Source organism: Chryseobacterium fluminis (assembly GCF_026314945.1).
GTDB classification, from domain to species: Bacteria; Bacteroidota; Bacteroidia; order Flavobacteriales; family Weeksellaceae; genus Chryseobacterium; species Chryseobacterium fluminis.
This window is the reverse complement of record NZ_CP111121.1, coordinates 4641631-4656785: the sequence shown is the minus strand read 5'-3', so window position 1 is coordinate 4656785 and position 15155 is coordinate 4641631. Positions and strand designations below refer to the sequence as shown.

Annotated in this window: 10 protein-coding genes; 5 read left to right on the top strand and 5 right to left on the bottom strand. The window is 37.6% G+C overall.

The features are described 5' to 3' along the window. Positions 1-94: 94 nt before the first annotated feature. Positions 95-2704, bottom strand: a complete 2610-nt coding sequence (locus tag ODZ84_RS21240) for a T9SS-dependent M36 family metallopeptidase (RefSeq protein WP_266174426.1) — start codon at positions 2702-2704, stop codon at positions 95-97. Between the two features lie 302 nt (positions 2705-3006). Between ODZ84_RS21240 and ODZ84_RS21235 the strand changes: the two genes are divergently transcribed. Next, the gene (locus ODZ84_RS21235) at positions 3007-4560 is read left to right on the top strand and encodes a hypothetical protein (protein WP_266174425.1); all 1554 of its coding nucleotides are present in this window, start codon (positions 3007-3009) and stop codon (positions 4558-4560) included. A 189-nt stretch (positions 4561-4749) separates the two neighbouring features. Here ODZ84_RS21235 and rpsA read toward each other — a convergent pair whose 3' ends face one another. Next, complete coding sequence (gene rpsA, locus ODZ84_RS21230; protein WP_266174424.1) at positions 4750-6540, bottom strand: 30S ribosomal protein S1; 1791 nt, start codon at positions 6538-6540, stop codon at positions 4750-4752. 498 nt (positions 6541-7038) lie between these two features. Between rpsA and ODZ84_RS21225 the strand changes: the two genes are divergently transcribed. Beyond that, positions 7039-8346 carry a DEAD/DEAH box helicase gene (locus tag ODZ84_RS21225; protein WP_266174423.1) on the top strand — a complete coding sequence of 436 codons (1308 nt, stop codon included), beginning with the start codon at positions 7039-7041 and terminating at the stop codon, positions 8344-8346. Between the two features lie 769 nt (positions 8347-9115). Here the strand turns inward: ODZ84_RS21225 and ODZ84_RS21220 are convergent. Next, on the bottom strand, positions 9116-10009 hold the full coding sequence (locus tag ODZ84_RS21220) for an SMP-30/gluconolactonase/LRE family protein (RefSeq protein WP_266174422.1): 894 nt from the start codon (positions 10007-10009) through the stop codon (positions 9116-9118). Between the two features lie 262 nt (positions 10010-10271). On the opposite strand from ODZ84_RS21220, the gene ccoG reads away from it, so the two are divergent. Continuing rightward, positions 10272-11714 carry a cytochrome c oxidase accessory protein CcoG gene (ccoG, locus tag ODZ84_RS21215; protein ID WP_266174421.1) on the top strand — a complete coding sequence of 481 codons (1443 nt, stop codon included), beginning with the start codon at positions 10272-10274 and terminating at the stop codon, positions 11712-11714. A gap of 17 nt (positions 11715-11731) precedes the next feature. Here the strand turns inward: ccoG and ODZ84_RS21210 are convergent, their stop codons facing one another. Next, positions 11732-12613, bottom strand: a complete 882-nt coding sequence (locus ODZ84_RS21210; protein WP_266174419.1) for an AraC family transcriptional regulator — start codon at positions 12611-12613, stop codon at positions 11732-11734. A gap of 141 nt (positions 12614-12754) precedes the next feature. Between ODZ84_RS21210 and ODZ84_RS21205 the strand changes: the two genes are divergently transcribed. Continuing rightward, positions 12755-13102 carry a MerR family transcriptional regulator gene (locus ODZ84_RS21205; protein WP_266174418.1) on the top strand — a complete coding sequence of 116 codons (348 nt, stop codon included), beginning with the start codon at positions 12755-12757 and terminating at the stop codon, positions 13100-13102. A 124-nt stretch (positions 13103-13226) separates the two neighbouring features. Next, a complete protein-coding gene (locus ODZ84_RS21200; RefSeq protein WP_266174417.1) occupies positions 13227-14528 on the top strand; it encodes a helix-hairpin-helix domain-containing protein in 1302 nt (433 codons plus the stop codon). Positions 14529-14590: 62 nt separating this feature from the next. Here the strand turns inward: ODZ84_RS21200 and ODZ84_RS21195 are convergent, their stop codons facing one another. Then, positions 14591-15118, bottom strand: coding sequence for a hypothetical protein (locus tag ODZ84_RS21195; protein WP_266174415.1), 528 nt, complete (start codon positions 15116-15118; stop codon positions 14591-14593). Positions 15119-15155 lie beyond the last annotated feature (37 nt).

The following is a 15155-nucleotide window of genomic DNA, read 5'->3' as shown; positions in this document are numbered from 1 at the left end:
TTAAAAATTCAATAAAAAAACCACTTCATATGAAGCGATTATATAATTTAAATTTATTACTATATATATTTCTAATTATTTTAATTTTTGATTATTATTTTTTTACAATAATTTTGGAGTCTGCATCAAAAGCAAGTCCCTTTACTTTCACCATATACGTTCCGTTGACCAATTTGTCTGTTGAAATCGCCTTTGTAGCATCCGGAGAAATTTTATCTTCGGATGAAACCAATTTTCCTGACATATCGTAAATTTCAACACTTACTTTCCCCATGGTTTTATCCGGAAAATGAATGAAGAACTCATTTTTAGCAGGATTTGGATAGATGGAGAGACGGTTTTTTACAGATTTTACTTCATTTGCAGAAAGTACAGCACAATCATCCGGAACACTGAAACTTTCGACCTGGTCATTAATATTGGTTTTAACGCCTGCCGAAGCATTTACTCCCAATCCTCTTCTGGCAAACGTATTCCAGATCATACATCGGTCTGCTCCGCCAGTTGTCGCCTGGTCGGCAGCAATAATGGCATTTCTGCCGTCTATAAATGTGGGGTTGCAGACCTGAAGTTTCAAAGCGTCCGTGACTAGCTGTAAAACTCTGGAGCTCCCGCTTGCTGCATTAGCAGTCACATCAGAAGAATATCCATATTTTTCCACGTACTTCCAGTGCAGGTCCCACAACATGGTAGCCCATACAAAGCCGATGGAATGTACATCCGGAACAATAGCAGATCCGTTATTGTACTCCATCCCGTTGGTATCGCCGTAAGTAAAACTATTGACGGCAAAATCAGGAGAATATTTTGCAGGCCTTATCCCGCCACCTGTTATTGCCTGCCCGGCAGCATACGTTCCCATCCCCCTGGCGACAGAAGCATTATCGCCTGGTTTATTGGTTAGCATGAGTGCAAAGAAATCTGACCACCCTTCACCCATCTGCTCTTTATCTGCGGACGTACTTAAACATCCATAGCCGGTTCCGGTCAAGCGGTTAGAAATTCCGTGTCCGTATTCGTGCGTGACAATACCATTATCAAAGCTTCCATCGGGAGTTACACTCGTCGCAGGGTCATTTTTCAGGGTAACATTTACTGTTGTACCTGCAGAAAGCTGGCTTTTGATAAAATTTCCTTCTCCGTAGGTAATCAGTAGTGAAGGGATGGTAACCGTTGCGTCCACTCCGGCCATTCCTCCAATTGAAGATCCGTTAGCAGCATTATTATAAATAACCGCAGCTGCAGCCCCTGCATCCTGCAGATTCTTTGTCTTTACGACAAAAGAGCACGTTCCCCTTTCAACTAAACCTATTTTTCCGGTAAGTGACCCGGCTGGCAAAGCAGTACATCCGTCTAAAACGGAAGACAGCTGTATATTTCCGGTTACTCCCGTTGCATTCAAGGCCATACCGTACTGAGCGATTCCCGCACCGGGAGTGCGTGTTACTGCTGTACCCGGAGCATTATAAAAGAACAGCCTGTTAACCGTGGACCACATATACATCTGCATGGTTGGGTTATAATAATCTGGCGGAGAAGAGAAGTTAGCATTATTGGTTCCTCCCCCATCCTGAGCTTCTGCAAAAACACCGTCGTCATCCAGTCCTCCTTTTCCAAAATTATTCCACTGGAAGTTTCTTGCCGATTCTGTAAACCCAAACTGATAGAACACATCGTGGATCCTATTATTTAAATAAAACAGGTTGGTAATCGATGCATTTTGGTTGAAGGCTGCGTTTGCATTGATGCTGAAGGGAAAATTAAAGTTTCTGGCAGTTCCACCATCCGGGGATAAACCGGGATTATTGGTATTGGCCGTATCTTCATAAGCATATACATTATTTCCTCTGGTATTGGTATAATGCGTCGTTCCGTCAGAATGCCATCCTTCAGGTGATGCACTGAGAAGCCATGGGTTTGAAATCATGGATCTTGATCCAAATGTCGCTGCTTCAAGGGGCAGCGGAAATACATTATAAGATGCATTGTCAGGGGAAAACAATACAAAATTTTGATGAGCTTTACTGTCAGGTCCTATCAACTGATGCATTTCTGTATCACGATAATGAGTGAGATCCGAAGAGTAAGCATCGGCAGTAAAATCACATGACGATGTCAGATTGGTTTTTTCAAGAATCTTCCCATCACCAGCATCTACAATCATATTCCAGTAGTTGGCAGATTTGGGTTCTCTTAAAATATATTCATAAGCCAGACGCAATTGATCATTAATATCATAATGATAAACGAGTCTTTGCTTTGCTGATTTATTGTCATTTACAGATTTTTCAAGAAAGTTCAGAATGGTAAAATCGGAAATCTCTGTATTTCCGAGCGCTTCTGCTATTTTCTGGAGCGCATCACTTCTGGATAATCCCGCATGATCCGGACCTGCTTCCTGGTAATTTTTCACGAAATTCTCAGAAAAGTAAGTCACTTTCTTATCTTTGATCAGAGCAGTCCCAGCAGCATGATATACAGGAAACCCTTTGTAAACCTGCCGAAATTTTACGATATCACCATCCAAAGATTTTGAGGGATCTACATTATCAATAATAAAATCGGTAAGGTCTGATTTTTTATATTCTTTAATTTTATTTTGAGAAATATACTCCTTAATTAATGTATGATTATCCTGAGAAAATAAATTTAATGGTAAAACTGCGAAGACCGCAATTGAAAGTGGTAGAATTATTTTTTTCATATAAACCAATAAAGTTGCTAAACTACAATTATTAATAATCGTATAATATATATTTTGCAAAATAACACAATATTTTAATTTATTTTTAATAATTTATAAAAATATACTGAATTAATAATTGCTAAACGACAAATTTAAATCGTTTATTCATATTCATAGTATTTTAACCTTTAATCAGGGCCTCCTGAAAATTTCATTTATTTTCAAAATACTTACATTTGTATTGTCAAGAAAAATGATTCCCAGTTTTTCTTTTCAAAATTTAAAATATTTTAAATTTAATTTACAAATACCACACAATTATGAAAACAACATGCTTAAAATCCGGAAATAAGCTTTTATTTCTAATCCTTTACTGCATCGGAACACTTAGTTTATCAGTGAAGGCGCAAACTACTGAAAACCCTACGATCACCGCTCTGTTTCAGAATTCTTACCGTTTGTATAAAGACATCCGAAAGCCCAACGGGATCTATCTTGATGCGTTGGCCCTGAATGGTGTAGGCGATAAACCCGCTGCTATTGTAGCGAACGGAATAGGATTAATTTCGCTCTGCATAGCAGATGCCATGTATCAGAAAACCGGAGACCAGGCCCATTGGGAGACGAATGCTGCCGATCAGGTTAACACGACCCTCCAGACATTTATTAATTTTAAAAATGCCGGAAAGACAAATTCAGCAGGATTGTTCTACCGGTATTTTGACTACAATACAGGTGATCAGGCATGGTCCAGTGAATACAGTACCATAGACAACGCCATTTTTGCTATGGGAATTATTTTCTGTAAAAACTATTTTGCCTCCAATCCGTCCATTGTAGCCAAGGCTAACACCATTCTGAACGCCATGGACTACACCAAAGCTATCGGACAAAATAATATTTATATGATTCTGGATCAGAATGGAAACGGAAGTGCGCCTACCAGTCCATTTAATGAATATATACTGGTTTCGTGGCTTGCAAAAAATGCACCTGCTTCTCATCCTAATTATGCCGCATCCCAGACCTTTTGGAATACTTATTTTGCTAACCCTGTTTCCGCACCGGTACCTCATGTCAATTATTGGGGACATGTTACACTTTCAGACGGACAATACTGGCTATCCAGCTTTATTCCCCAGTTCAGCTATTACCTATGTAACTACTATAAAAACAATACAGCCTATATGGATTATTTTGACAGTACCAGAAAGAGTGATAAACTGTACAGCGAAAATATAGGATTCAGCGCTTATGAATGGGGCATGGGAGCGGGAGATATTCCAGGAGGAGGGTATTCTGCCGATGCCGTAGAGAACAATCCACAAAGAATCGTCTCTCCTCATATTGTAGCAGGTTTTATTCCTGTAAACCCTCAAAGTAAAGCTGATTTACTGAGTTTATATAATGACGGTACGGGCCCTGCTGTTTACAGCTTAGTTTCTGATCCCTCTAAAAAAGTACTCTGGAGATACCGTCAGAATAGTACTTCCCTGAGATCATCTTATATACAGGCTATCGATTTCTCCACCATGCTTTTTGGTCTGGCTTCGCTACCTGAATATCTTGGAAATAACTGGTTTAATACCTATAATGTTATTAACAGCTCATCTGCAGTTCTTGGTACAGTTCGAAGCAAGCCGGCTGCAAATGGTAATATAACGTATAATTCTCTTGAGAAAACGATAAAAATAAACACCATACCGGGACAGAAACGTGTTGAAATATATAGAACAGACGGACGGATATTGCATCAGATTTCTACCTCTGACACCCATATTTCCATTGAGGCAGGAGCTTTTAAACAGTCTGTGGTTGTTGTTTTAGTACAGACTAAAGAAGGTGTCATCAAAAAGAAAATATCTGTATATTAATTTCGCAATACTATATCCTGAAAGGGAGAATATCAATACTTAACCGGGGCAGTAATTTGGCTCCGGTTTTCTTTTTACAGATAATTTATATTATTTCAGAGAGCCCTGTATTACAGGCTATAATAATGTATGAGCAAAAAAAAGGAGCCGCTCTACGAACGGCTCCCTATTTACAAATGGTGATAAGGATTATCTCCCTTCTTCCATTTTTCTTTTTAATTCTGCTAGAGCATCGATATCTCCAAGAGTTGATCTTTCTTCGTTGTTTGAAGAAGAAGATACGTTTCTGGAAGAAGAGTCTTTCACATTTTTCTTCTCTTCGTCTCTGAAGATCCCTGTGTGAGAAACTACTACTCTTTTGAATTCTTTGTTGAATTCGATTACTTTAAACTGGGCTTCTTCACCTTTTTTGATTTTAGATCCATCTTCTTTCTCTAATAATCTTGAAGGGCAGAAAGCTTCAACTTCAGCATCTTCGAACTGTACAGAAGCACCTTTATCGTGTACTTCTACTGCTTTACCAGCATGGATAGTTCCTTCAGCATATTTAGTTTCGAATGCATCCCAAGGGTTGTCAGTCAATTGCTTGTGACCTAGAGATAATCTTCTAGCCTGGATGTCTAATTCAAGAACTACAACATCTAATTTATCACCTACTGCACAGAACTCAGAAGGGTGTTTGATTTTCTTAGTCCAAGAAAGATCAGAGATGTAGATCAAACCGTCGATACCTTCTTCTAACTCTACGAATACACCAAAATTAGTGAAGTTTCTTACCGTTCCTACATGCTTAGATCCTACAGGATACTTAGTTTCGATGTTTTCCCATGGATCTTTGCTTAACTGCTTGATACCAAGAGAGATTTTTCTGTCTTCTCTATCTAAAGTTAATACTTCAGCTTCCACTTCATCTCCTACTTTCACAAAATCACCTGCAGATCTTAAGTGAGTAGACCAAGACATTTCAGAAACGTGGATTAATCCTTCTACACCTGGAGCGATTTCTACGAATGCACCATAGTCAGCAAGAACTACTACTTTTCCTTTTACTTTATCTCCAACTTTCATGTCAGCAGAAAGAGCATCCCAAGGGTGAGCTTCTAATTGCTTCATACCTAACTGGATTCTTGTTTTCTCATCATCGAAGTCAAGGATAACCACTTTCACAGTCTGTCCGTCCTCAAGAATTTCAGATGGGTGGTTCACTCTAGACCAAGAAAGGTCTGTAATGTGAATCAATCCATCTACTCCTCCTAAGTCAATGAATACACCGTAAGAAGTAATATTCTTAACCGTACCTTCAAGAACCTGTCCTTTTTCAAGCTGAGCGATGATTTCTTTTTTCTGACCTTCGATATCTGCTTCGATCAATGCTTTGTGAGATACAACTACGTTTTTGAACTCAGGGTTGATTTTCACAACTTTGAACTCCATTGTTTTACCTACGAACTGATCGTAATCTTTAATTGGCTTCACATCAATTTGAGAACCAGGTAAGAATGCTTCGATTCCGTGTACGTCAACGATCATACCTCCTTTGGTTCTTGATTTAACAAAACCGTTAACGATTTCTCCAGTTTCGTGAAGTTCGTTTACTTTATCCCAAGCTTTAAGCGTTCTTGCTTTTCTGTGAGATAACTGTAACTGTCCGGTTTTGTCTTCTCTTCTGTCAACCATTACTTCTACCTCGTCACCTACACTTAGGCCCTGGTTGTAACGGAATTCGTTAAGAGAGATAACACCTTCTGATTTGAAGTTGATGTCTACGATAGCTTCTTTATCCGTTAATCTCACTACTCTACCCACTAGAACGTCATTGTCGTTCAGGCTGTTAAGAGATCCGTTGTAGATTTCTTCTAAATCGCTTTTTTCTTTTCTCGCATCTGCATCAAGACCTGATTCAAAAGAATCCCAGTCAAATTGTTCCGGTGCTACGTTTTGGTTTAAAATAACCTCTGCTGAATTTGTCTCTTTTGACATTTTCTAATAAAATTTGTATTCCTTCTTTTTTAACGGTCTGAATAAATGTGGATTTAAAAAATACGGAAGTAATTAATTATAAGTATTTTACTTGTCAAACCTTTCGCCACAAAAGTGGGTGCAAAGATATAAAATTTATTTAACATAAACAATAATTCACACAATCTGCTTAATGGCTGTAATGTTTTGATAATCAATATTTAAAATTCGCTTACCAAGAAAGCATCCTGGCTAGAGCGCTTAAAGTCTTCTGAACCGGATGCCTGATTCCCAGCCCGGATTGTAACGGCATCCTTTTGGGTTGCGGCTGAAGCGGAGCGGAAGCCGGAATCCGAAAGATATAGTGAAAAGCCGGAAACAGCTCCTGAATAATGGTTAGTCGTTGCCGGTTGATCATTTTTTATTTTGCTGCTTTTATGTAAATGACACAGGAAATATCAGACCTTTAACTAAAAACCAGAAGCCTGTACTCATTAACTAAATCCTTATCTTTGCACCATGGAACTACAATCTATTTATCAGAAACTGCAGATTCAGGATATGAATCAGATGCAGAAATCTACCTATAAAGCTACTGAAAACCAACAGGACGTTGTTTTACTTTCCCCTACCGGTTCAGGGAAGACCCTGGCATTTTTATTTCCGGTTCTCAGAAATCTGAAAAAAGAGATTTCCGGAATCCAGGCTTTAATTTTGGTTCCGGCAAGAGAACTGGCATTACAGATTGAGCAGGTTTTCAAAGCGATGGGTACCGATTTTAAAGTTTCGGTCTGCTATGGTGGTCATGATAAAAAAATTGAAGTCAATAATTTAATTGAAGCTCCTGCCGTATTGATCGGAACTCCAGGACGGGTGGTCTATCACTTAAGAAATAATAATTTTGATCCGAAAACGATTAAAACTTTGGTTCTGGATGAGTTTGACAAAGCTTTGGAACTTGGTTTTCATGAAGACATGGAATTTATTTCCAGCGCTCTGAAAGGACTTTCACAGAGAATTTTAACTTCAGCAACAGCAATGGACGAAATTCCTGCGTTCACCGGATTAAGAAATGAAAAACTGGTTGATTTTCTAAAACTGAGTGAGGTAAAACCTGACATCCAGCTGCGAAAAGTGATGACCATTTCTGAGGAAAAGCTGGATACGCTTTTTCATCTGATCTGTAAGATAGGAAACAAAAGAACTCTTATTTTCTGCAATCACCGCGAAGCAGTAGACCGTATTTCTGAACTCTTACGCGAGAAAGGGATCGACAGGGAGACCTTCCACGGCGGTATGGAACAGGACGAAAGGGAACGTGCCCTCCTTAAATTCAGGAATGATTCTGCGAGAATTTTAATCACCACTGATCTCGCTTCAAGAGGCCTGGATGTTCCGGAAGTAGAATCTATTGTCCATTACCAGCTTCCTCCGAAAGAAGATGCTTTCATTCACAGAAACGGCCGTACGGCAAGAATGAATGCTAAAGGTTTTGCCTATTTGATTATGACGGCCGAAGAAAATTTTCCGTTTATCAAAAGCAATACTCCGGAAGAAAGTGTTACAGAATTTAGTAAAATTCCTGAAAAAACTCCTTTCCAAACGATTTATATCAGTGCCGGAAAAAAGGATAAAGTCAATAAAGTGGATATTGTGGGTTACCTTTTAAAGAAAGGCGAACTTCAGAAAGAAGATTTGGGTGTTATTGAAGTGAAAGATACGACCTCGTATGTAGCCGTTTCCAGAACTAAAGTAAATGCTGTTTTGAGAAAACTGGCGAATGAAAAACTAAAGGGCAAGAAGGTGAAAATGGAGGTTGCCTATTAAGATTTTGGAATCATTATAATCTACTTACATTCTAAAAATGAAATCATCATGATTGAGGATATTTAGTAATCAATGCTATGAATCTTCTTATTTAATGTAATTTTTTTGACGCAAAGTTTATTTAAACTGAGATTTACTTAAGGGGCAAGGCGAATCAATGTTGTTGATTGATGAAGCTGTATTCTTAAGTTTCGCTTTGCTAAGAGAACCCTTTGCTTTTCTTTTTAAGATTCGTCAGTATTTGTAAATCTTTGCGTCAGACACCGTGCAGATTATACATCCGGCTTATCTTAATGGTTACAGAAAGAGTCTTTTATGCTTTGGCTGAAGCCTGATTGGTTGATTACAATAAAAAAACGGGCTGAAGCCCGTTCCTATTGATCTGATTTGTGCTGATTAATCATATACCGCCGTCACTTCGATTAGGTTTTTGGAAAAAAGCGTATCGAGAAGCGATACATCAGGCAAGTATTAGTCTTTCCAGTAAAAACTTCTCGATACACTCCGGCTTTGGTGCGTTACCCGAAGTGCCGGAACGGTGTATTACTTCCCCCAATATCTAATGAGATACTATCGTCACTTCGAGTAGATTTTTGGAAAAAATCGTATCGAGAAGTGCTACACCAGACAAGTATTAATCTTTCCAGTAAAAACTTTTCGATACACTCCGCTTTGCTGCGTTACCCGGAGTGACGGGAATGGTGATATCAGCTCATTATAACGGACTGATTTAATCAGAAAACTGTATTTTCAAACCCGATATTATAGATTACCGAACTCCTCTAACATCTGTCGGCAAGATATACACTGATTTTGTAGCGGTAATAAATAAAATATTATTGTTCTCTCCACCGAAAGTGACGTTTGAAGTCCATTCTTCATCAATCGGAATATGATACGCTTTCTTTCCCTCCCTATTAAAAATATGAACGCCGTTTCCTGTGAGGTACAGATTTCCGTTATTGTCAAGGGTCATTCCGTCTGAGCCCATTTCGCAGAAAAGTTTCTTCTCGGACAACTTCCCTTCACCCAGGATATCATAGACGTATGTCTTTCCGGCATCAATATCTGAAACGAATAACTTTTTAAATTTTTCACTTCCGATAATTCCGTTCGGCTGGGTGAAAGTTTCCAGTTTAACAACCTTTCCTTCCTTACTTCTGTAATACAGACTTTTGTTAGGAATTTCCTCTTTGAAATCTACCCAGTAATCTCTCTTGTAAAGAGGGTCTGTGAAATACATTCCGCCGTGTGCATCATTCCATACATCATTAGGACCATTTAATCTTTTCCCTTCAAAATTTTCTACGAGAACCTGAATTTTTTTGTCTTTTGATATTTTCCAGATTTCCCCGTTATTGTCGGAACAGGTAATAAGATTATCATCTTTGTCGAAATGGGTACCATTGGCTCTCCCGGTTTTATCCAAAAACTCAACTACTTTATTGGTTTTCCAGTCCCAGTAATAAATCTTATCATTCGGTTGGTCTGTAAAATATACATTTCCTTCCTTATCCGAAGCCGGTCCTTCTGTAAAACTAAACTGATCCGAAATTTTCTCCGGTTTTACTCTGTCATAAAACATTTTGTTATAATTTACTGATTTGCAATTTACTAATGCGAAAACCAAACCAACTAAACTTATTTTAAGGATATTCTTCATTCTGTAACAATTAGCCGTTGCAATTTACAATAAGAAAACCCCTGTTTCAAAGATTATTTCATCATTTTGAATCATTAAGAAAATTGCTTAAAATGTCCTTATTGTACTATTTAAGAAGTAGATCATGTTAGTTAATAAGACTTTTAATACAGAGCTTTGCATGGGTCTAAGCTAAAAATCTTTTCGGATCCCAAAAAAGGATAATAAGTGTTTACTAAAAAATAGTGGCATTCACTTTACAATTTAATCAAATTTTAAAACAATGAACATACAGCCCGATAATTTCAAAATTTCAAAGATCGAAGATGAAGATTTCAGGAACTCGGTAGGGACAATGGATCAGGCAGGAAAAAGAAAATGGGTTTTTCCCCGGAAGCCAAAAGGAAAATATACCAACTACCGAAATTATACAAGTTATGTGCTGCTGTTGCTATTTTTCGGATTGCCATTTATTAAGATCAATAAGAATCCTTTCCTTTTATTCAATGTTATCGACAGAAAATTTTTCATATCAGGACAACCATTTTATCTTCAGGATTTCTTTATTCTTGCCTTGGGAGCGGTCATTTCTGTGATTTTTGTGATGCTTTTTACGGTGGTTTTCGGAAGAATTTTCTGTGGTTGGCTTTGTCCGCAAACCGTTTTTATGGAAAATGTTTTCAGAAAGATTGAATATTGGATAGAAGGTGACCGAAATAAGCAGATGAAACTTGACCGACAGGAGTGGGATGCAGAAAAAATCAGAAAAAGGCTGACAAAATGGTCAGTTTTTGCGTTGATGTCTGTTATCATCACTCATTTTATGTTCATGTACATCGTTGGCTATGAGGAGATTTTCAGAATAATGGGTGACGGGCCTGCTGAGCATCCGTTGAAATTCTTAGGGATGATCGGGTTTGCCATGACTTTTTATCTTGTATTTGCCTGGCTCCGGGAGCAGGTCTGTACACTGATCTGTCCATACGGAAGACTTCAGGGTGTCTTAATTGATAAGCAGACCATTAATGTTTATTATGATTTCAAAAGGGGGGAAAACCGGTCAAAATGGAGAAATCATGAAAATCGGAAAACCGTCGGAAAAGGCGACTGTATCGACTGCCATCAATGTGTTATCGTATGTCCTACCGGGATTGACATCAGAAACGGACAGCAGCTGGAGTGTGTTAACTGCACTGCCTGCATTGATGCCTGTGATGAGGTCATGGAAAAAGTAGGGCTGCCTAAAGGATTGATCCGGTATGCTACAGAAGCCGAAATTGAAAACCGGGAGAAGTTCAGATTTACTTCAAGAATGAAGGCCACAGCCGCTTTTCTTGTTCTCTTAATAGTTTTGCAGGGATTTTTAATGTATGACAGAGGTTCAATGGAGGCTAAATTTATAAAACCTGCAGGATCAACATTTTTTATCAAGAATGGGAAAATAACCAACACTTTCATCTATACTCTTCTCAACAAAACGAATGAAAAAAAGATTCTCACCATCAGGGTTCTGAGTCCCGACAACGCAGAAATCACCTATTTCGGTTCGGATAAAATCGTTTTGAAGGGAGATAAAATGCTGAAAGGAAATATTAACATTACCTTTCCTGAGCAGGAGATAAAACTGTCCAAACAGAATATAAAGATCGGTGTATTTGATGAAAAGGGAGAAATGCTGGATTCTTTTGAAACCGTATTTGAAGGTCCTTTCAGGCTTCTCCTCTGATAAAATGACAAATTATCTTAAGCCTTATATTTCCTTATAAATTCTGTGGGAGTCATTCCGGAAGTTTTCCGGAATACTCTTACAAAATAAGAGTACTCTTCATATCCCAGCCGGAATGCGATTTCTACCAGGCTCTCATCAAGATAGATCAGCATTCTTTTAGCTTCTAATATTACCCGTTCTGTAATGACCTCCGTTGCTGTTTTCTGAACGACGGTCTGAATAATCCGGTTGAGGTGCTTTGATGATATATTCATTTTCGAGGAATAAAATGCAATGGATTTTTCAGCCATAAAATACTGTTCGACCAGATTTTCGAAATCCTGATAATGTTTAAAATAAGAAAGACTTGTCGATGAGGCGAGGTGATCCGCATCTTTTGAGAACGCTCTTGCCGAGTGAATAAAAATCTGTGACATCAATGAAAGGATCAAACCGTTTTTCAGGAGATCCCGGGAAAGATATTCATTCTGTAACTCCTTAAAGAGATATAGTTTCCTTTCCAGTTCACATGCAGTTAACTGAAGCTTTCTGGGATAGGTGACAGATCCGAAAAAAGAAAAATGTCTTAATTTCTGATTGACATAATGCATTTCGTAAAACTGCTGTGAACAGAAGAAAATATATCCATCAATGTCCTCAGACAGTTCCCAGCTGTGAATCTGTCCCGGAGACATAAAAAAAAGACTTCCTTTCGAAACATCATATCTTTGAAAATCTATCTCATGCACACCAGTGCCCCGGGTAAAGAGGATGGCGGCAAAAAAATCATGACGGTGCGGCTTCTCAAGATGACGATGGCCCACAACCAGATGATTCTTCAGGTTATTAAAGTAAAAATCCGAAGTATCCTTACCCGCCTGAAAAAGATCCATATGAAGCACCGAGATAGAATCCATATTTTATGATATTTTGATCAAAATTAACGAAAATATTATTGATTGAAATCCTTTATGATAAACAGCTTAAAGCATAATACCTTCCTTTATATTTGTAGTGTTTTTTAAAAATTTTTATCTTTGGAGATCAGGATTCTAAACATGAAGATAAATTTACCCGACAAACTGTATTATTCAATAGGAGAAGTGGCAAAGGCATTTGATGTAAACACCTCACTGATACGGTATTGGGAACAGGAATTCCCCATTATTAAGCCTAAAAAAAATAAGAAAGGGAACCGGTACTTCACTCCGGAAGACATCAAAAATCTACAGATGATTTATCACCTGGTAAAAGAAAAAGGCTATACCCTCGACGGAGCACGTATCGCACTGACCACCAACAGTAAAATTTCCGAAACAGTAACCATCATAGACCGACTCGAATTCATCAGAGCGGAGCTTTTAAAACTTAAAGATTCTCTGGCTGAAAAAGATACGGAGTATTAAAATTATTCTAATAGCGTTATCATTTGGTTTACATTAACCATAACAAAACTAAAATTCTATTCTGATATAAATCAATCATCATCCGCTCATTGTTAAACCTCAGTATTATTACTAAGTTTACTCAATGATGAGAAAAAGCTATTACCAAAAGATCGCGTTCCTGGGAATATTTCTGATTATTTTATTTGTTTTTCAGAAATATACAGGCAGAGCAAAAGAGGATTTTTCTAATGTGAAATTTATTTCAGAAAAAAATGTTACACCTGCTTTAACCGATTTTGATCCCAACACTCTGGATGAGGGGCAATGGAAAAAATTAGGATTTTCGGCAAAGCAGATTTCCACAATTCTCCGATATAAAGAAATGGTCGGAGGGAAATTTATTTCCAGAGAGCAGCTTAAAAAATGTTATGCCATATCACCTGAGAAATATTCTTTGTTGGCTACTTATATTCTGCTTCCTGAAACCAATAAAGAGACAAAATTTTCGGGTTCAAAAAATTTCGCATCTACATCTCTTGTGATTCATAAAAAATTCAATCCTGATCTTTATTCACAAACCGATTGGATGAAAATGGGTTTTACTGAACGTCAGGCAGAAGCAATACTAAAATACAGAAATTATCTGGGCGGAAGTTTTATAAGCAAAGACAAGTTTAAAGAATGTTTTATCATTAGCGATGAAAATTACATAAAACTCGCACCCTATCTTATTCTTCCGGATAAGACTCCAAACCATTTTAAAAATGATTCTGAAAACAAAAATACTTCAAAAAGCAAAATCCAGTATCACCCTTTTGATCCCAATATTCTGGATGTGGAAGGCTGGCAACGCTTAGGATTCTCAGCCGGGCAGTCAAAAGTAATTGTCAATTACCGGGATCGGAATTTGCAAGGAAGCTTTAAAAATACAGAAGAAATCCGCAAATGCTTTGTGATTTCCAGTGAGAAATTTGAAGAAATAAAGCCTTATATCCAATTTAATCCAACTACCATTGTGAAACCGGCCGGTAAAAAAACAGAATTAAGACAGGAAAAAACAGACTTTTCAAAAATTGATTTAAATAAAATAACCTTTAAACAGCTTTTAGAGTTCGGATTTGATGAAAGAGCAGCAGGCTCATTGATCGGTTTTAGAAATAAACTGGGTGGATTTGTCAATAAGGATCAGATCTTAACGACGTATAATATCGACAAAGAATTAACACAGAAATTATTGTCCATCGCTTTTTTAGATTCTTCCGGTGTCCAAAAATACACACTATCTGATGCTCCTGAGGAATGGCTGAAAAACCACCCCTATTTTAAATATTCGGCTGATAAAATCATTTTTTACAGGATCAGTGAAAAGAATGATAAGAAGATCTGGAAATTTCTGAAACTCAAACCGGAATATGAAACGAGGATGAGGCTGTATATCAAATAAGGATGGTTATTAAGCATCCTTATTCCTGTTTATTCTATGAATATGGTATTGTTATCTTATATTTACTGATCTAGTCTGAATGCAACTCCTTCATAATTATAACCTTGTCCGCCGGCACCCAGTTCTCCATAATTATTCGTATAGAAATGATCTACCTTGCTCGGATTGAAATATTGATAAATTCTGACTCCGGTTGGATCAGCAGGATCATAAGCCGCAAACATATTCGCAGCAAAATACCAATTCACATTAAACGGGTTATTAGGATCAACTGCAGGGTTTGATAAGGTATAAAAATGATCATTTTTAGCAGCATAATAAAATCTTCTGACAAGAGTTCCTCCGCCTACACTATACCCCAAAATCCCTTCATAACTGTATCCGTTATTTATGCCTTCGCTGTAATTTGTTGAATAAAAATGGTTTCTCCCATTGTAAAATCTGTAAACCGCTATTCCTGTGTTTTTATTGGTAGCCTGTGATTCGGCTTTATTTGCTGAAGACAGATTGGTCTCATTTAATGACTCGACTTCATTACTACAGTTAATTAAAAGCATGGGTAATCCCAATATAAAAGCTATTTTTCTCATTTTAATTTTGTTTTGTTTTGATTATTTAGTTATTCAT